Below are 16,505 nucleotides of genomic sequence, written 5' to 3' on the forward strand. Positions count from 1 at the left end.
TCTCAATTAGCTTTTAATATGCGCTCGAAGCGCTAAGCCAAGGAGCTGGATGATGATCCGAGTTTTCTTAGTTTTGTTTCTGCTATCCTCAGGGGTGATTTTTAAAGCTCATGCGCAGGAAGAGGCCACTGAAGCTCCGCAATACGACGAAGCTCACGAAGCCGAAATCGCGCAAAAAGCGAAGAAGCGCCTTTATCCCGGCGGAAGGGACGAAGAGGATTTAAAAGTCCAAAGCCAAGTTTCTACACCCGTTAGAAAAGTGGCGCCACAGGCTGAAATTAAAGAAGAGTCTGTTGAAGAATAGAATTTTTTGGAGAACCTATGTCAACGTATAATGATCTACCAGAAGGCGTAACTCGCGAAACCATGGATGTCGATGTCTTGATCGTCGGCGGTGGTGCGGCGGGACTTTCTTGCGCGCTTCATTTGCAAAACCAAATTCAAAAACACAACGAAGATGTTTCAGCAGGTCGTAAACAAGGCGAACAAATTCCTGAGCAAATGATCGTCGTCCTCGAAAAAGCTTCTGAGATCGGTGCACATAGTTTCTCTGGCGCGGTTTTAAATCCAAAAGCTTTGCGCGAGCTTGTTCCGAATTTTAAAGAAGAAGGTTGCCCTCTTGATTCTGAAGTGAAAAAAGATGCGGTTTACTATCTTGGATCTGATTTCTCTTTCAAACTTCCGATCACACCTCCGCCATTTCATAACGAAGGCAACTACATCATCTCTTTAAGCAAGTTTAACCGTTGGTTGGGAACAAAGTGTGAAGAGAAGGGTATCAATATCTTCCCAGGTTTCGCTGCTGTGGAAGCTTTGTATGAAGGCAACAAAATCGTGGGTGTTCGCACCGGCGATAAAGGTCGCGATAAAAACGGAAAACCAAAGGCGAACTTTGAGCCTGGTTTGATTTTGAAATCCAAAGTCGTGATTTTTGCAGAGGGAACTCGTGGTTCTCTTTTCAAACAAGTTGAGAAAAAATTAGATCTTCGCGCCGGAAAAAATCCGGAAGTGTTCGAAGAAGGTGTGAAAGAAGTGATCCAAATGCCTCCGGGCACGGTGGAAGCGGGAAAGGTGATCCATACTCTTGGATTCCCTCTTTCTAAATCTATCGGTGGTACTTTTATCTACACGATTCCAGGTGATAAAATCATCGTAGGTCTTGTGGCTTACTTGGACACGCAAGATCCTTTGCTGGATCCACACCGTGAATTGCAAAAATTGAAAACTCATCCGTTCCTGAAAAACATGCTTAAGGGCGGTAAAGTGGTGGCTTACGGTGGTAAGACATTGCCTGCGGGCGGTTGGTACTCAATGCCGAAACTTTACGGTGATGGCTTCTTGGTTTGCGGTGACTCTGCCAGCATGGTGGACGTGCAAAAACTTAAGGGTATTCACTTGGCAATGAAATCCGGTATGCAAGCGGCAGAGACGATCGTTGAAGGCCTTGCAAAAGGCGGCGATTTCTCTGAAGCGACAACCCAAGCTTATGAAAAACGTATCGAGAGCAGCTACGTGAAAGACGAGTTGTACCGCGTTCGTAACTTCCACCAAACTTTGAGCAAGGGGATGTTTGCTTCTATGCCTTTGATCGCTTTGCAAGAGGCGACAGGCGGCCGTGGTCTTCACGATCATATGAAGATTGAGCATATCGACGCTGATACGACGGAAAAAGTGGTCGATATCTGGGGTCCTTATGGCTTAGACCATGAAGAAAACCAGCTTCCGAAGCCGGATGGGGAGCTTTTCTTTGATAAGCTTTCGAGCGTTTATTTGACGGGCACAATGCACGATGAGGACTCTCCAAATCACTTGATCCTAAAGGATGGAGACATCTGCCGTACGGTATGTGAGCCTAATTACAAATCACCTTGTAATCATTTCTGCCCAGCTAGCGTATATGAGATGGTACCGTCTAAGGTCGAAGCAGGTAAGAAGGACTTACAAATCAATTATACTAACTGTATTCACTGTAAGACTTGTGATATTAAGTGCCCATTCGAAAACATCGAGTGGACCGTTCCTGAAGGGGGCGGTGGACCACAGTATCGCGAAACATAGAAGAGCCAGCGCATAGGGACTGGTTCTTCTTAACAAAAGAAAGGACCAGCCCATGCCTCAATTTTTTGCCTCCACAGCCCGTGGCCTTGTTGAACCTCTAGAAAAAGAACTGAAAGAACTCGGACTTAAAGTCACAGACCGTTATATCGGTGGTGTGTTCTTTGAGAGCAACTGGGAAGGCTGCTACAAAGCCAATCTTCATTCTCGTTTAGCGAGCCGTATCTTGAAACCAGTTTTGGATTTTACGGCTTACCAACCCGAAGAACTTTATAACCAAATTCTTCGTCACGACTTCACAAAGTACATCAAACCAACACAAACAATTTCTATTGATGCGAGCATTTCGGATTCTAAGATGCGCGATCAACGTTTCGTTGCGATGAAAGTGAAAGACGCTATCGTCGATCAGTTCCGCGAAAAATTCGGTGTACGTCCTGACGTTGATAACGAAAATCCTTCTTTGCGCATTCACGTGCGCGCGATCAAAAATCAATTCAATGTCGCGATCGACACTTCGGGCGACAGCTTGTTTAAGCGTGGTTACCGTAAAGAAGTGGGCGAAGCTCCTTTGAAAGAGAACTTGGCGGCAGGTCTGATCAAGGTTTCTGAGTGGGATGGTCAAAGTCCTATTATTGACTTTATGTGCGGTTCTGGAACTTTCTTGATTGAAGCCGCGATGATGGCTTTGAACATTGCTCCGGGCATCAATCGTACAAGATTTGGTTTCCAAAACTGGTTGAACTACGAAAAAGAAACTTGGGAAAAAGTTGTTCAAGAAGCGATGGATGCTGAAAAAGAAGAACTTCCATTTAAGTTCTATGGTTATGACATCGACAACCGTGTTTTGAAAAATGCCAAAGACAATGCAAAACGCGCGGGCGTTGATCAAGTGATCGAATTCAAAAAAGAATCCGTAGCGACGGTAGAACCTCCAGTAGAAAAAGGTTTGATCATCGTAAACCCTCCTTATGGCGCACGTATCGGTGACGAAGACAATCTTCGCGACGTGTATCGTGATTTGAGTTTCACATTGAAGCACAGATTCAAAGGCTGGGATGCTTGGGTTCTTTCTGGAAACAAAGAGTTGATTCAAGATTTAAAATTGAAATCGACTCGCAAGCACTTCGTGTTCAACGGAAATATTGAGTGCCGTTTCTTGAAGTATAGTATGTTCTAGTCGGCGGATGCCGAGGATGTCGCAGCGGGCGTCAGCCCGCGGAGACTGGACTGGCGCTCACGCGCAACTGGACTTGTTCGCAAATTCTAGAGGGGAAATTTATGAAATTGATCGCACTACTTCTTTTAGCTCTTCCATCATTTTCTTGGGCGGCTTTGCCTGTATTGAATTACAAAAACGTGGAGTGCCAGCTCCGCGTTGATGGGAAACTTGTAAAAACACAGTCTCAACCTTTGATGACTTTGATCATTGAAGACAGCTTCGGGCGTTTTGCACAAATCCAGTTTGGTGATGAGCAAAAGAAAATCCAATATCAACTTTTGATTGAGAACGCGCCTGCAACAAGTGAATCAGGACTTTCTTTGGCTTCAACGGACGGCGCTGTTCTTGTTCTGCAAAACCTGATGATCGACACTCTAGAAAGTTCTTCTGAGTTTTCAGCGAAAGATGTAACCTGGGTTCGGATTGCACAAGGCACACACAGTGTGTCCTGCTCTCTGAAACCATGAATGATGAAATTCAATTTTTAGTCGACGAAAACTTATTGGGCCTGGTGAGGCAGCTCCGCATGATGGGTGTGGATGCGGCCTCATATAAGTCTCTTAGCGACGATGAGTTGCTGACAATCTCCGAAAAAGAAAATCGTATTCTTCTGACCAAAGACCGCCGCTTATTTCACAGAATTCCCGAAGGGCGCGGTTATCTTGTTCAAAGTGAACCTCCCGAAGAACAACTCCTTGAAGTTCTAAAACATTTTTCCATTGGGGAAAGTGATGAAGCTTTAGCGCGTTGTTTTGAATGCAATACTCTCATTGAAGAGGTGCCGAAAGAATCCGTGCGGGATCGTGTCGATGCGAAGACCTTTGCGATTTATGATGTTTTTTATGAGTGTCCCACGTGCCATCGCATTTATTGGGAGGGATCGCATTTTGAAAAGCTTCTTAAAAAAGTGGAACGAATTAGAAACGCTGTTAGAAAATAAAAAAGGTCTTTGGAATTACCAAAGACCTTTTTAAGTTTTTAACTTCGAAAAAACTAGAACGGCTTATTCACAGCGATAAATGCCGCTGAAGTTCCAAGGCCCCAAAGGAGAATTGCAACAGGCCAACCGATATAACCTTTTCTCTTAACTAAAGAGATACCGATTCCCAAAAGAACCCAGATACCGATCTTTGCTTGAACCCATGCAGGCAAACCTGAAACAAGTCCTAAGCGAGCGGCCATTCCGAAACCACTCACCAAGATCAACAAAAGACCAATACCGTGAGTGACAAAGCCCATGATGCGAGCTGGTTTTTTAAGTTCAACTTTTGCGTAAGCCGCAATAAGAAGTCCGCCGAAGCCAAAGAACAAAAGCATTAGGCCTAATAGGTGAAGGACTTTATAAAACTGATAGGACATGATGTGTCTCCTTATTCTGCATTAAGGCCCAAGTGTTTTAGGACGCGAGCCAGGTCTTTTCTCATTCTTGTAATATGGGTTTTATTGGCCAATGTTTTAAGAGCGTCACGGAGAGGTTCTAAAGGATAACCTCCGTATTGGCCAGGCTCTGTAATGTTGAAAGTGACAGCACCACGTCCTGCAATCACGACCCGGTCACAGACAGTGATATGATCAGAGATGGCGGCTTCTCCGCCGAACATACAGTTGTTGCCGATCGTGCTTGAGCCGGCGACTTTAAATCCCGCCGCCATCACGCAGTTGTCTCCGATCACAACGTTATGAGCGATGTGACAGAAGTTATCCATCTTTGTGCCGTTACCGATTTTTGTTTCCGTCAGAGCCGCGCGGTCGACAGCGCAGTTCGCTCCCAACTCCACATTGTTTCCGATCACGACGCGACCAATTTGGGGAATCTTTTTGTGAGTTCCTTCTTTCGTCATCGCAAAAGAAAATCCGTCAGCACCGATTGTTGTGTGCGGGTGAATTTCGCAGTGAGAGCCCAGTGTGCAATGTGCTCCAATGAAAACTTGCGGATGAATCAAAGAGTGGTCTCCCACTTCGGCGTAGCATTCGATAGTTGTTTGTGCGCCGATTGTGCAGCCATCACCGATTTTGGCTTGTTCACCAATCACGGCGTAAGGCCCCACGCTCACGTTTTTGCCAAGATGTGCGGAAGGATGAATCACTGCTGTCGGATGAATTTTAGTTTCTTGATTGAAGCGATTCATCTTTCCGTCAAACAGCGGAAGAATCGCAGCCATTCCAAGTTGAATGGAGCCTGTTTGAAAGAAAGTGCTCTTCGTGTCTGTTGGTAAAGGAAGTGATTTGTGAGCGACGATGATCGCAGCATTGGCTTGCAAAGCCTGACTGAGTTGATCTGGTTTTGAAACGAAAACCAGACTCTCAGAGTCACTTTTTTCAGGTGGAAGAACCTTGGTTGCAATGGCCTCTGCACGGCCAGAAACGAAGGTGAGATCGGACGACTTAAGATCTTTGATAACTTCTGCTGTAATCATAGTGATGCCTCGCGCTAACACTTTCCTATTATTTTTTTGATGTCAAGACACTGGGTGATAGTATAGATGTGCTTATTAAACACTTTCGATCTTTTCTCACCTTTAATTTTAGAGAGGAACTGAGATGGCTAAGAAGGCTGCGAAAAAGGAAGCACCTGCGGCAAAAGCAAAAAAAGCGGCGGCAAAACCAGCTGCGAAAGCACCTGCAAAGGCGAAGGCCCCTCCTGCGAAACCAGCAGCGGCAAAAGCAAAAGCGGCGCCTCCTCCTCCTGCGAAAGCAGTTAAAGCTGAAAAGCCTTCTAAAGCGGCGGCGAAATCTGCTCCAGCTTCTGAAAAAGTTGAGAAGAAATCAAAAATCGAAGCAGCTCCTGCTCCTGTTGAGGTTGCTGAAACTCCTAAAAAAGAAAAAAAGGTCAAAATTGACAAGTCTGGAATGTCAGAAGATCAAGCGAAATGGCATGAACTTCACGAGAAGTACAAGGCTATGAAAGCTCCTGCATACAGTATTTCGGGTCAATTTGAGGCTAAAACTCCGCTGCAACACAAAATTTTTGGCTGGGGTTTTGTTCTTTCCAATGAATACGATCGTCTAGAAGTGCTTTTTGAAGATGGCAAACGAATGCTGATCAGCAATAGGAAGTTGTCATAGGGCAGAAAAATATTGCAAGGCGCTGCAATCTGACCTACTAATTTACCTGCATGGCAAAAGACGATTTAGTACAAATAGACGGAAAAGTAATCGACGCCCTTGCGGGTGGCCTTTACAAAATTGAACTTGATAATAAAGCGATCATTAACGCAAAACTTTGCGGAAAAATGAGACGTTTTAATATTCGCGTGGTTGTGGGTGACCGTGTGAGCGTAGGGGTTTCTCCTTACGATCCTAGTCATGGCCTGATCATGTTCCGTCATAAATAATTGATTTAAACACTCAAAACTTCTTCCAATTAAATCTAGAGGTTCTATGGATCAGGCTCTTCAGAGTTATTTGGCGCGTATTGCACCTACAGTCCCTGCAAAATCAGCTCAAGCTGTTATTGAGCTTGCAGCGGAAGGCGCAACAGTTCCTTTCATCGCTCGTTACCGTAAGGAAAAAACAGGTAACCTAGACGAAGTACAAATTCGTGCAGTGATCGAAGGTCACGAAACTTACAACGAAATCGTAAAGCGTAAGGCTTTCTTGATTAAAGAAATCGGGGAGCAGAACAATCTTACGGCAGAAATCCAAAAGCGTATCGAGCTTTCTTGGGATTTGGGCGAGCTAGAGGAAATCTACAAGCCGTTCAAGAAAAAGAAAAAAACCAAAGCCACGATCGCGCGCGAAGCGGGATTGGAACCTTTGGCGCAATGGATTTGGGATATGGGCCATGGTTTGCTCAAAGACGATGCGACTATGGAGATGAAGGCAAAGAACTTCCTCAATCCGACTGCGAAGATTGTGACTTACGAAGAGGCGCTTAAGGGTGCTCAAGACATCTTGGTTGAGAAAATCGCCAATGATGCAGATCTTCGTGCCATGGTTGCAAAAAACTACAATGACAAAGGTCGCGTGATTGCAAAAGCGGCTAAAGGCTACAAACCAAATTCGAAGTACGAAATGTACAAGGAATTTGAAGAGCCCGTTAAAAACCTCATGGATGCTAAAAATAATCACCGCTATTTGGCGATGAGACGTGGATGGCAAGAGGAAGAGTTGTCTGTGGATGTAAAAGCAGACGACGAGGAAAATTTAAAAGCTTATGAAAAGTTTGCGACTTCAACTCCAGACAATGCGATTGGCGACTTCTTGAAGCAATCGGCTCGTTTGGCGTTGAACGTTTACGTTCTTCCTTCCATCGTGAACGAAGTTCACCGTGTGTTGAAAGAAAAAGCCGATCAAGATGCGATCACAGTTTTCGCTGAAAACGTTCGTAAACTTTTGTTGGCTTCTCCTTATGGACCTAAATGCGTTTTGGGTGTCGACCCTGGTTTAAGAACGGGTTGCAAAGTGGCTTTGATTGATAAGTCAGGCGCTTTCATTTCTCACACAGTTCTTTACACTTTGGGTGATGATGCCGAGAAAAAAGCGAAAGCTCTTTTCGGTGACGTTCTAAAACAAATCCAAATCGAAGCGATCGCTGTCGGTAACGGTACTGCGGGTCGTGAGACAGAGTCTTTCTTGCGTAAAGTTTTGAAAGATCTTGGTAAGAATATTCCTGTTGTGATGGTATCTGAATCTGGTGCCTCTGTGTACTCAGCGTCTGAAGTGGCTCGTGAAGAGTTCCCGGATCTTGATGTCACTGTAAAAGGTGCGATCTCAATTGCGCGTCGTTTGCAAGATCCTTTGGCGGAGCTTGTGAAGGTCGATCCTAAGTCTATTGGCGTGGGTCAGTACCAACATGACGTGAACCAATCTCAATTGAAAAAATCATTGGAAGCAGTCGTTGAGTCTTGCGTGAATAACGTGGGTGTTGACGTGAATACAGCTTCTGCTGCGTTGTTGTCGCATGTTGCGGGTATCGGTCCTGCTCTTGCGAAGGGTATCGTGGAAGCTCGTAAGAAAGCTTTGTTCACGGATCGCGCGGAGCTTTTGAAAGTTCCTAAGTTCTCTGCAAAAGTTTTTGAACAAGCTGCGGGTTTCTTAAGAATTCCAGGCGGAAAACAAGTTTTGGATTCTACAGGGATCCATCCAGAGCGCTATCAAGCGGTCACGGACATGGCGAAGGACCTTGGGGTTTCTTTGTCTGAAGTGATCGGTGAAGGCGCTAAGAAACTTGTCGCACAAAGAACAAAGTGGGCTCAGCTTGTCGGTGAGTTTACATTTGATGACATCGTGAAAGAGCTTGAAAAACCGGGACGTGACCCTCGTGATCCGTTCAAAGTTTTCCAATTCCGCGATGACATCATGGAAGTGAAAGACTTGAAAGAGGGCATGATCTGTCCAGGTATCGTGACGAACGTAACGAACTTCGGTGCTTTCGTTGATATCGGTGTTCACCAAGATGGTCTTGTGCACATTTCGGCTCTTTCTCACAAGTTCGTGGATGATCCTCGTAAAGTGGTTAATCCGGGCGATCATGTGACTGTGAAAGTTCTTAAAGTAGACGTGGTTAAAAACCAAATCTCTTTGACGATGAAAATGGATGACGCTCCGGAGGCTTCTATGCCTCGTGAGAAGCGCGCGGATCAACCACGTCAAGGTGGTTACAAGCCAGGCGGCGGCGGTCAAAGACCTACGGGTGGCGCAGGACAAAGACCAGCAGGTCCTCCGGCGAAACCGGCAAATCCGTTTAACAATCCGTTTGCGGCTTTGATGAATGTTCCAACGAATAAAAAATAAGGAGAATTAACATGGCAGTAAAAGGAAAATCTAAAAAAGGTATCCGTCACAGAATGAAAAGAATCGCTAAGAAAAAGCGTATGTACAGAGCGAAAATCCGCAAGTAAGAGAAATCTGAAAGTGAAAATAGAAAACCCACACTTCAACGGTGTGGGTTTTTTGTTTTTTAGGTGGTCTAATTTTCTAAAACCAATCCGTGAACTCGTCGCCTCCCAATGGATCGTTGTTTTCCTCGTTTTCGTCTCGGATTGTAAGGTTAATTGTGTAGAGCTCACGACCCCAATGAGTCGTGCATTTAATTTCGTATCCGAACCAGGTTTGTGGATCATTGACGAGGTCCGGTCTGCCGACCCGTTGTCGTGGGCCGGCGCCGACAGGTGTGTTGAAAGCGGTGAGATTATTGGCGACTAGATAATTCACGCGCTCGTCTGATCCGTACCATCTGGTTTTATTTTCGGACGGCAGCTTAAAAGAATAATTTTGAGATACAAACGTCAGAAAATAGAGCCCTGTGTTTTTGGGAAAGTCAGGAATTAAAGTAGGAGCGGCGCCACCGTAACATTTAGGATCAGACTGGAGGCTGCAATCGACCACTGTCGTATCTCCAGGAGGAGTGAATCCAGCTGTGTTCGAGCGTAGATAATAATAGGGTCTGAAAGAAATAATCGGACACTTTTCGGTACTGAGCGTGCCGACGTCGAAATTAACATTGCTGTAGTAGAGTTGTCCTTCAGGCACACTAATGTTGCAATTCAGGGTGCTTTCAAGCGGAGAATCTGCTTCGAAAGCACAATTGCCCATTCGTTCAAACCCCGCTTTTTCGTCTGCGGACTCCCATTGCACGCCCAACTTTAAGTAGAGAGGACTGCTTTCTGGAACGCCATCAACTATATTGGTGTCGTCAGTAGAAGGTTGTTCAAGAACGGCTTCAGGTTCCTCAGAACAACCGACGTTAAAACCTGCGATCATGAATGCTGCAATTAGAATTTTGTTTATTGGCTTCATGCGATTTGAGATCGGTGATTGTGGAAGCACTTTGAAGTCTAGATTTATAAACTAACATTAATTTGTTTAAAAATTTACATCTTGGACATGAGTCCAGTTAGGATACTTTTTGGCAGAGGTGCTACGGGATGATACTTCACCGGTTTCGCTTTGAGTCTTCTGGTTTTCTCTTTAGTGGGAATCTCTTTCGCGATATTCTCAATCAACTAAGGAGGTCTTCATGATTATTCAACCTCATATTCTGACAAAAGCTCTGGATGCGGCTTTGAGCACAGGGGCGGATTTTGCAGATATCTTTGTCGAAGACACATATTCATCTCAACTTTCAGTTTTAAATTCTAAACCGGAGCAGGCGATTGTCGGTCAACTTTATGGCGCGGGAATTCGTTTGTTCTTTGGACATGAAATCGTTTACGTGACGACGAACGATCTTTCGGAAGCGGGTCTGGTGAAGGCTGCTTTGAATGCGGCACAAAGCCGTGGCACGGGGACGGCGAAGAAGACTTTGCCGTTGATGCAAGTGCCGTTTGATTCGATTCACACTTACGGTGAAAAGCCGTGGGAGATGAATCGTGCTCGCAAGTTCCAATGGTTGAACTCCATGGATCAGCATGCACGTGCTCGTCACTCTGCCGTGACTCAAGTTGAAGCGGGATTGAATGAAAAATTCCAGCGTGTGCAAATTGCAAACTCTCGTGGCGTGATGGCTTACGATGAACGTGCTTATTCGCGCATTCGTCTTGAAACGTTCGTTGAAAAAGATGGCGTGAAAGAAAGTTCGACGGAAGATGAAGGCCACATGGGGACTTCGGAAATCTATGATCAAATCAATTTGAAATCTCTTGCTGAGAAGGCAGTGGATTGCGCTGTGATGTTAACGACAGCGAACTACGCACCTGCCGGTGAAATGCCAGTGGTGATCGACAACGCTTTTGGTGGAGTTATTTTCCACGAGGCTTGTGGTCACGGTCTTGAAACAACGAGTGTTGCTAAAGATGCTTCTGTCTTCTGCGGTAAGATGGGTCAAAAGATCGCTCACGAAAGCGTGACAGCTATTGATGATGGAACGATCGAAAATGGTTGGGGCTCATTGAACCTTGATGATGAAGGCAACAAGACTAAGAAAACAACATTGATTGAAAATGGTGTTTTGAAGTCTTACATCGTTGATGAAATGGGTTCTCGTCAAACGGGTTTTGAAGCGACAGGAAGTGGACGTCGTCAGTCTTATAAATATGCTCCAGCTTCTCGCATGCGAAACACCTACATCGCTGCAGGAAAAGATAAGTTTGAAGACATGATTCGTGATGTGGATTACGGTCTTTATGCTAAGAAACTGGGCGGCGGGTCTGTGAACCCAGGCACAGGTGATTACAACTTCCAAGTGCGTGAAGCGTACATCATCCGCAATGGTCGCATTGATGAAGCCGTTAAAGGTGCTTGTTTGATCGGTCGTGGTATCGACACTCTTGGAAAGATCACGAAAGTTTCTGACGATTTGCAATTGGCGCGCGGAATGTGCGGCTCTGTGAGCGGTAGTATTCCAGCAGCGGTTGGTCAGCCACAGATCTTGGTTTCAAGCCTTATGGTCGGCGGGAGAGCAAAATAATGGATACAATTAAACAGAATTTTCAAAAAATCGCAGATCAAGCTAAGAAAGATGGCGCCAAAGTAGAAATGCTGGTTTCTGGTGGCGAGAATCTTAAGATCGGCTATTCAAAAAAGAAATTGGAGTCTTTTGAGTCGACACAATCTCAAATGGCGGGGCTTCGTGTGATCCTTGGTGCGAATCAAGGATATGCATACACAGAAAATCTTTCTGATGAATCTTTGCTTCGCACATATGGTGAGGCACTGAATAACGCGAAGACGGTACAAAAAGGGGAAACTCAAGAAGTTCCCCTTTTAAAACCACAAACTGTGCAAGCGATGAACCTTTTCCATCCTGAAGAAATTGCGATGGATAAAAAATTGGAAGTCGCTCGTCTTTTAGAGGAAAAATGTCTCGACAAAGATGCGCGTATTCAATCTGTTCCTTATTCTGGGTTCAATGAAACGGTGAGTTTTAGAAGAATCTTGAACTCTGAAGGCTTGGATCAAGAGTTTAAGCAGAACTATTTCTCTGGTTACGCTTATCCTTTAGCTAAAGAAGGTGAGTCGACAAAAATGGACGGCGATGGTTTCTTCGCTCGTTCTTTTAAAGACATTAATATTCAAGAAGTGGCTGATGAAGGTGTGACACGCGCGATTTCGCGTTTGGGAGCCCAGAAGCTTGCGACGGGAAAATACGCTGTGGTGATTGATCGCACACAGTTCCCGATGATTCTGCAAATGATTGAAAGTTATTTCTCTGCCAAAGAAGTTCACGAAGGAAAGTCTTTGTTTGGCGGAAAATTGGGGCAAAAAATTGCGAGCGAAAAGTTCCAATTGATTGATGATCCTTTTGAACCAACAGGAACGGCGGTTCGTCCATTTGACGATGAAGGGGCGGCTTCACAGAAGACGGTTCTTTTTGAAAATGGCGTTCTTAAGAATTTCCTTACAAATTTAGAGTACGCGAAGAAAATGAATCTTCCGCACACGGCGCACGCTCGTCGTAGTCCGGCTTCTCAGCAGGGAATCTCTTCGACGAATTTGGTTGTGAAAAAAGGAACTAAGTCTTTGGAAGAGCTTTTGGCTTCTCATGACAAAGTCGTGCATTTGACAGAGTTCTCGGCGGGTTTGCATGCGGGATTTAAAGAATCGACGGGCGACTTCTCAATGCCTGCTGAAGGTTTCTTATATGAAAACGGAAAACGTATGGGACCTATCGATCAGTTCGTGATGTCCGGCAATGTCTTGGATCTTTTGTGCGATATCGAGGATCTAAGTAATCAATATGGAAAGCCGGGAAGTTCGATGATCTGTCCTGATGTTTTGGTAAAACCGCAGAGTTTTGCGGGAGCTTAAAAAGAAAAAGCCCAGGTTTCCCTGGGCTTTTTTGTTTCTAGTTGGTTTTAAAAAACTTGGGTTTTGATTTTCTTATAGCCTCGATAATCTTTAGGAAATCGGTATAAACTTTCTCGCTGTCGGTGCATGAGGCCGCTTCTATAGGATTGCATTTTATATTGTCTTTTAATTTTCCAGCGTCAAGGATTGATGCGAATAACGTTTCCGCAGAAATTGAATACACTATCGACCCGTTCGGTGCATAGTTCAGAGCTCGGTCGTGAATGTAGCTTGGCACCTCAGCGTTCGGATCTACATATAATTTTCTAAAAATGGCATCTCCCATGGTATAGGGAAATAGTTTGGTGGAAGCTTCGGAACTAAGGTCAAAACTTTGATCTGATGTAAAAGCAATTGTTAGAAACCCAAAGGGTACTGAGCCAAATTCATTTAGAATTATTTCTGACCCTTGACGGTGCATAAGAAGCCGTCTTTCGTAGGCGGCTAATTCTAAATTTTTTGAGTGAGTTCTGTAACCAGTGGACAGGTTGCTTTTAAGAAGTTGAAGGAAGGCTACCACCGCTTTGTCACTGTAAAAGAATGGAGACTCCGTGCGAACTCTTTTAATTTCTTTTAGAACTTCAAAAGTTACCTCTGAAGAAGGGATGATGTCATATTTTGAAAAATATGAAAATAGCTCTGCGCTTTCCTTTAGTCTTAAGGCCTCTAGAATTTCACGAGACGTTAAAGTTTTGATGAGAGTATTCTGATTGGAGATGCTGACAAATTTTTCAACATCGTATTGAAACTCCTTCGAAAAGGCCATACTGAACAATAGATTATTTTTCTTCTCATACGCAATTTGGGCTAGCTTGAACAAATTAGTATCAAGACGTTTGATTGCCAATGATACGACAACAGCAGTTTCTTTCCAGGTTGAAGTTTCTTTTAGTATAAGGAGATGTGAATCTATTGCATTTTGCAAAGTCAACAGCTCCGAATTATTTACGGGTTTAAGATATGCTGCTCTAAGTGCTAAAATATCGTCTAGATCATAAGTCGCGCGACATGTCTGCAAGAGGTGCAGAGTATGAGAGCTGAGGATTTTTCTTCTTAAGGCAAGCTTGAGAGAGTCTTGTGAACAGAGATCCTGTAGAGAGATTTTTTTTGCAAGGGCATCGGTATATTCGGCAAACTCATCAAGCGAGAAGTGATCGGTATCTATATAAAGGTGCAATTTCTTTTCGATGAAATCCGTGGATACAATTTTGGAGTTCAGTTCATAGTTTGAAGTTCGGTTGTTAAGTGCAATTAAGTCTTGTACTGGTGGTTTTGAAATATTATTTGAAAACTTGATAGACCACTGAAGAAAATTTTTGAAATGGAGTTTTCTTTTTTCTTGAGGAATACTTTCTGAATATTCAGTCATTGATTTAATTAGGTTGCTGAACGCGATCTGATGCACAGAAAGAAGTGCTTTTTGAGTTTCAGCGTTTCGGAGTTGGGACCAGACCAAGCATAAATCGTCAGGCTTTGTACTGGTGCTCAAGGATACAATATCAAGATCTTCGGTTTGTGGCTGAGTGTTTTCGCAGAGCTGTGGATCACGAACGGCCTCAATCGTAACTTTGCCATTGTTAGTTTTTGCGCCATCTTTTTTAAATGAACAAGCCCCCATGCTGAGGCACAGGGTTGAAAAAACTAGAATAGGGGCTTTTAATATTTTGTTCATTTTATTAGAGTTTCAGAATCATTTGCAGTTGTCTTTACCGCGAGCGATTTCACATGCCATTTGGTGTAAAGCTTTAACCTGAGACCAAGCCGTATAGATTTCTTCTTCGGATTCCGACAGATCAACATTATCGCGGATAATTTCGGCTTCTACGATTAGCTTGGTTAACTGACCAACTTTATTACCTTCTGCAGTTGATGTTAAACCTACTTCTTGATGGAAGTCGTTCATTTCGTCGATCATGTCTTTCATTTGGAACGATTGATTCGCCATAATTCTAGTGTGCTCCAAGTCAAACTCAGCTGATTCTTCCGCCATAGCGTGAACTGAACCTAGAAGCACTAGTGCCGCGATAGCCATTTTGATTTGCTTTTTCATTTCTCTCTCTCCTTTTTGGTTTTATCCAAATCATTGATATGCGAGGGCCGTGCCTGCGTTTAATGCGTTTACATGGGATTTTGCTGTTTAAAGAAGAGACAGTAGCCGGGGAGTGGCTTTCAATCTCAAAATGAGACAATGATGCTTTCGCATCGGTGAACTTATTCAGTGTCATAAACATTTTTACCCTTAAGGAGATATGGCGCGTTGATTTTTTTGTAATGAAAAATTCTCTTGCGGGTGTTTTTGGGATCTCCCGTTTTGTATTTGTTTGATGATTTAGTTTTATTCACGATGGCTCTTGCATGTGAAAAGATCTCTTCGTGATGGCTTAATTTGAATGTTTTAGGCGCTGCTGGAATCGTATTCTTATTTTCAAATTTCTCGCAGAAAATCCCAAAAATTTCTCCTGAATTTTCGTGATATAAGGTTTTCAGCGGAGGCTCTTCATGGAACTTAAAAACATTTCTAACAACGAACTTGTTCAACGCTTAGAAAAACTTGTTCGTACGGAAAGAAAAATTACACATTTGGTTTTGCTGCATATTGCTGAAATCGAAGACCGTAAAATCTATGCCGAAAGGGGATACGATGGAATGTATTCTTATCTGACCCGCGGACTTGGATATTCGGAAGGCAGTGCCTATCGTCGTTTGCATTCAGCAAGATTATTAAAACAAGTTCCTGCGGTGGCTGAAAAAATTGAAAATGGCAGTTTAAATCTGACGCAGCTTACTCAAGTGCAAAAACATTTAAAAGAAGATTTGCGAGCAGGGAATAAGCCTTCTCCAGAAAGAACAGAGAAGATTCTGGAGGGACTTCAATATAAAAACACTTTTGAAACTCAAAAGACTTTGGCCGTAGAGTTTAATCAACCGATTCAGAAATCTGAAACTTTAAGACCGCAAGCTGATGACTCTGTTCGAATAGAAATCACTTTGACCGCGGAGCAGTTTCAAGAGTTAGAACAGGCAAAGAGTTTGCTTTCGCATATCTGTCCCGATGGGTCTTGGGCGGAAGTGATTTCAACTTTAGCAAAAGGATTTAATCAGAAGAAGCTTGTTGGAAAAAGCAAATTAGGTTCCACTTCAAATTCAGTTCGAGCTTCAGATCAAACTCGAACTTCAACACAAGTCGTCAACGCTGCGATGGTTTTACAACCTAGACGTAAATATCTTTCCATTCAAAAAAAGCGCAAACTGTTTAATCAAGCCAATCATTGTTGTGAATATACGGACTCTCAAACTCTTAAAAGATGTGGGTCAAAATTCCAACTCGAAGTCGATCATGTTCACCCTGTGGCCTTGGGAGGTAGTGATGACATTGGAAATTTAAGAATTTTATGTCGAACACACAATGTTTTAGCGGCTCGTCAATGGGGATTAAATTAATACTTCTGTTCCCAGGTTATCGAGTGACTTTCTAAGTTCAGAAGATCAGACTGAAATT

The 16,505-nt window shown here is 43.8% G+C and carries 16 protein-coding genes; 11 read left to right on the forward strand and 5 right to left on the reverse strand.

The features are described 5' to 3' along the window. The first annotated feature begins 49 nt into the window (after positions 1–49). The 5 genes from ACLSSO_RS04295 (at position 50) to ACLSSO_RS04315 (ending at position 4,217) form a co-directional block, all read left to right on the forward strand. Positions 50–304, forward strand: a complete 255-nt coding sequence (locus ACLSSO_RS04295; protein WP_413944152.1) for a hypothetical protein — start codon at positions 50–52, stop codon at positions 302–304. A 17-nt stretch (positions 305–321) separates the two neighbouring features. Continuing rightward, on the forward strand, positions 322–2,058 hold the full coding sequence (locus ACLSSO_RS04300) for a 4Fe-4S dicluster domain-containing protein (protein WP_413944153.1): 1,737 nt from the start codon (positions 322–324) through the stop codon (positions 2,056–2,058). Between the two features lie 52 nt (positions 2,059–2,110). Further along, positions 2,111–3,235, forward strand: a complete 1,125-nt coding sequence (locus tag ACLSSO_RS04305; protein ID WP_295903387.1) for a THUMP domain-containing class I SAM-dependent RNA methyltransferase — start codon at positions 2,111–2,113, stop codon at positions 3,233–3,235. A gap of 101 nt (positions 3,236–3,336) precedes the next feature. Next, positions 3,337–3,744 carry a hypothetical protein gene (locus ACLSSO_RS04310; protein ID WP_413944154.1) on the forward strand — a complete coding sequence of 136 codons (408 nt, stop codon included), beginning with the start codon at positions 3,337–3,339 and terminating at the stop codon, positions 3,742–3,744. Beyond that, entirely contained in the window at positions 3,741–4,217 is a 477-nt protein-coding gene (locus ACLSSO_RS04315) for a Mut7-C RNAse domain-containing protein (protein ID WP_413944155.1), read from the forward strand. The genes ACLSSO_RS04310 and ACLSSO_RS04315 overlap by 4 nt, the downstream gene beginning before the upstream one ends. Before the next feature lie 53 nt (positions 4,218–4,270). Here ACLSSO_RS04315 and ACLSSO_RS04320 read toward each other — a convergent pair whose 3' ends face one another. Both ACLSSO_RS04320 and lpxD read right to left on the reverse strand, forming a co-directional pair. Then, complete coding sequence (locus ACLSSO_RS04320) at positions 4,271–4,636, reverse strand: hypothetical protein (RefSeq protein ID WP_295903395.1); 366 nt, start codon at positions 4,634–4,636, stop codon at positions 4,271–4,273. Between the two features lie 11 nt (positions 4,637–4,647). Beyond that, positions 4,648–5,694, reverse strand: coding sequence for a UDP-3-O-(3-hydroxymyristoyl)glucosamine N-acyltransferase (lpxD, locus tag ACLSSO_RS04325; protein ID WP_413944156.1), 1,047 nt, complete (start codon positions 5,692–5,694; stop codon positions 4,648–4,650). A gap of 124 nt (positions 5,695–5,818) precedes the next feature. Between lpxD and ACLSSO_RS04330 the strand changes: the two genes are divergently transcribed. Genes ACLSSO_RS04330 through ACLSSO_RS04340 form a run of 3 tightly spaced genes read left to right on the forward strand, consistent with a single transcriptional unit; the run spans position 5,819 to position 9,013 of the window. Then, positions 5,819–6,343, forward strand: coding sequence for a hypothetical protein (locus ACLSSO_RS04330; RefSeq protein WP_413944157.1), 525 nt, complete (start codon positions 5,819–5,821; stop codon positions 6,341–6,343). A gap of 50 nt (positions 6,344–6,393) precedes the next feature. Next, positions 6,394–6,612 (forward strand): translation initiation factor IF-1, encoded by a 219-nt coding sequence (gene infA, locus ACLSSO_RS04335; RefSeq protein WP_295903401.1) that lies wholly within the window; start codon positions 6,394–6,396, stop codon positions 6,610–6,612. A gap of 46 nt (positions 6,613–6,658) precedes the next feature. After that, entirely contained in the window at positions 6,659–9,013 is a 2,355-nt protein-coding gene (locus tag ACLSSO_RS04340) for a helix-hairpin-helix domain-containing protein (protein ID WP_413944158.1), read from the forward strand. Positions 9,014–9,196: 183 nt separating this feature from the next. Here ACLSSO_RS04340 and ACLSSO_RS04345 read toward each other — a convergent pair whose 3' ends face one another. Beyond that, the gene (locus ACLSSO_RS04345) at positions 9,197–10,018 is read right to left on the reverse strand and encodes a hypothetical protein (RefSeq protein WP_295903405.1); all 822 of its coding nucleotides are present in this window, start codon (positions 10,016–10,018) and stop codon (positions 9,197–9,199) included. Between the two features lie 220 nt (positions 10,019–10,238). Between ACLSSO_RS04345 and ACLSSO_RS04350 the strand changes: the two genes are divergently transcribed. Next, a complete protein-coding gene (locus ACLSSO_RS04350) occupies positions 10,239–11,627 on the forward strand; it encodes a TldD/PmbA family protein (RefSeq protein ID WP_413944159.1) in 1,389 nt (462 codons plus the stop codon). Then, a complete protein-coding gene (locus ACLSSO_RS04355; RefSeq protein WP_413944160.1) occupies positions 11,627–12,967 on the forward strand; it encodes a TldD/PmbA family protein in 1,341 nt (446 codons plus the stop codon). Before ACLSSO_RS04350 ends, ACLSSO_RS04355 begins: the two co-directional genes overlap by 1 nt. 37 nt (positions 12,968–13,004) lie before the next feature. On the opposite strand, the gene ACLSSO_RS04360 is transcribed toward ACLSSO_RS04355, so the two are convergent. Further along, entirely contained in the window at positions 13,005–14,678 is a 1,674-nt protein-coding gene (locus ACLSSO_RS04360; protein ID WP_413944161.1) for a hypothetical protein, read from the reverse strand. A gap of 18 nt (positions 14,679–14,696) precedes the next feature. Continuing rightward, the gene (locus ACLSSO_RS04365) at positions 14,697–15,056 is read right to left on the reverse strand and encodes a hypothetical protein (protein ID WP_413944162.1); all 360 of its coding nucleotides are present in this window, start codon (positions 15,054–15,056) and stop codon (positions 14,697–14,699) included. Between the two features lie 449 nt (positions 15,057–15,505). Between ACLSSO_RS04365 and ACLSSO_RS04370 the strand changes: the two genes are divergently transcribed. Continuing rightward, on the forward strand, positions 15,506–16,447 hold the full coding sequence (locus ACLSSO_RS04370) for an HNH endonuclease (protein WP_413944163.1): 942 nt from the start codon (positions 15,506–15,508) through the stop codon (positions 16,445–16,447). The last annotated feature ends 58 nt before the right edge of the window (positions 16,448–16,505 follow it).

The organism is Bdellovibrio sp. HCB-162 (assembly GCF_047344985.1).
GTDB lineage: Bacteria > Bdellovibrionota > Bdellovibrionia > Bdellovibrionales > Bdellovibrionaceae > Bdellovibrio.

Bases quoted from the DNA above. Each gene is read 5' to 3' on its own strand.
- ACLSSO_RS04320 (WP_295903395.1), bottom strand. From the start codon at position 4,636: ATGTCCTATCAGTTTTATAAAGTCCTTCACCTATTAGGCCTAATGCTT.
- ACLSSO_RS04315 (WP_413944155.1), top strand. From the start codon at position 3,741: ATGAATGATGAAATTCAATTTTTAGTCGACGAAAACTTATTGGGCCTG.
- ACLSSO_RS04355 (WP_413944160.1), top strand. From the start codon at position 11,627: ATGGATACAATTAAACAGAATTTTCAAAAAATCGCAGATCAAGCTAAG.
- ACLSSO_RS04350 (WP_413944159.1), top strand. From the start codon at position 10,239: ATGATTATTCAACCTCATATTCTGACAAAAGCTCTGGATGCGGCTTTG.
- ACLSSO_RS04300 (WP_413944153.1), top strand. From the start codon at position 322: ATGTCAACGTATAATGATCTACCAGAAGGCGTAACTCGCGAAACCATG.
- ACLSSO_RS04330 (WP_413944157.1), top strand. From the start codon at position 5,819: ATGGCTAAGAAGGCTGCGAAAAAGGAAGCACCTGCGGCAAAAGCAAAA.
- ACLSSO_RS04360 (WP_413944161.1), bottom strand. From the start codon at position 14,678: ATGAACAAAATATTAAAAGCCCCTATTCTAGTTTTTTCAACCCTGTGC.
- ACLSSO_RS04345 (WP_295903405.1), bottom strand. From the start codon at position 10,018: ATGAAGCCAATAAACAAAATTCTAATTGCAGCATTCATGATCGCAGGT.
- infA (WP_295903401.1), top strand. From the start codon at position 6,394: ATGGCAAAAGACGATTTAGTACAAATAGACGGAAAAGTAATCGACGCC.
- ACLSSO_RS04310 (WP_413944154.1), top strand. From the start codon at position 3,337: ATGAAATTGATCGCACTACTTCTTTTAGCTCTTCCATCATTTTCTTGG.
- ACLSSO_RS04370 (WP_413944163.1), top strand. From the start codon at position 15,506: ATGGAACTTAAAAACATTTCTAACAACGAACTTGTTCAACGCTTAGAA.
- ACLSSO_RS04340 (WP_413944158.1), top strand. From the start codon at position 6,659: ATGGATCAGGCTCTTCAGAGTTATTTGGCGCGTATTGCACCTACAGTC.
- ACLSSO_RS04295 (WP_413944152.1), top strand. From the start codon at position 50: ATGATGATCCGAGTTTTCTTAGTTTTGTTTCTGCTATCCTCAGGGGTG.
- lpxD (WP_413944156.1), bottom strand. From the start codon at position 5,694: ATGATTACAGCAGAAGTTATCAAAGATCTTAAGTCGTCCGATCTCACC.
- ACLSSO_RS04365 (WP_413944162.1), bottom strand. From the start codon at position 15,056: ATGAAAAAGCAAATCAAAATGGCTATCGCGGCACTAGTGCTTCTAGGT.
- ACLSSO_RS04305 (WP_295903387.1), top strand. From the start codon at position 2,111: ATGCCTCAATTTTTTGCCTCCACAGCCCGTGGCCTTGTTGAACCTCTA.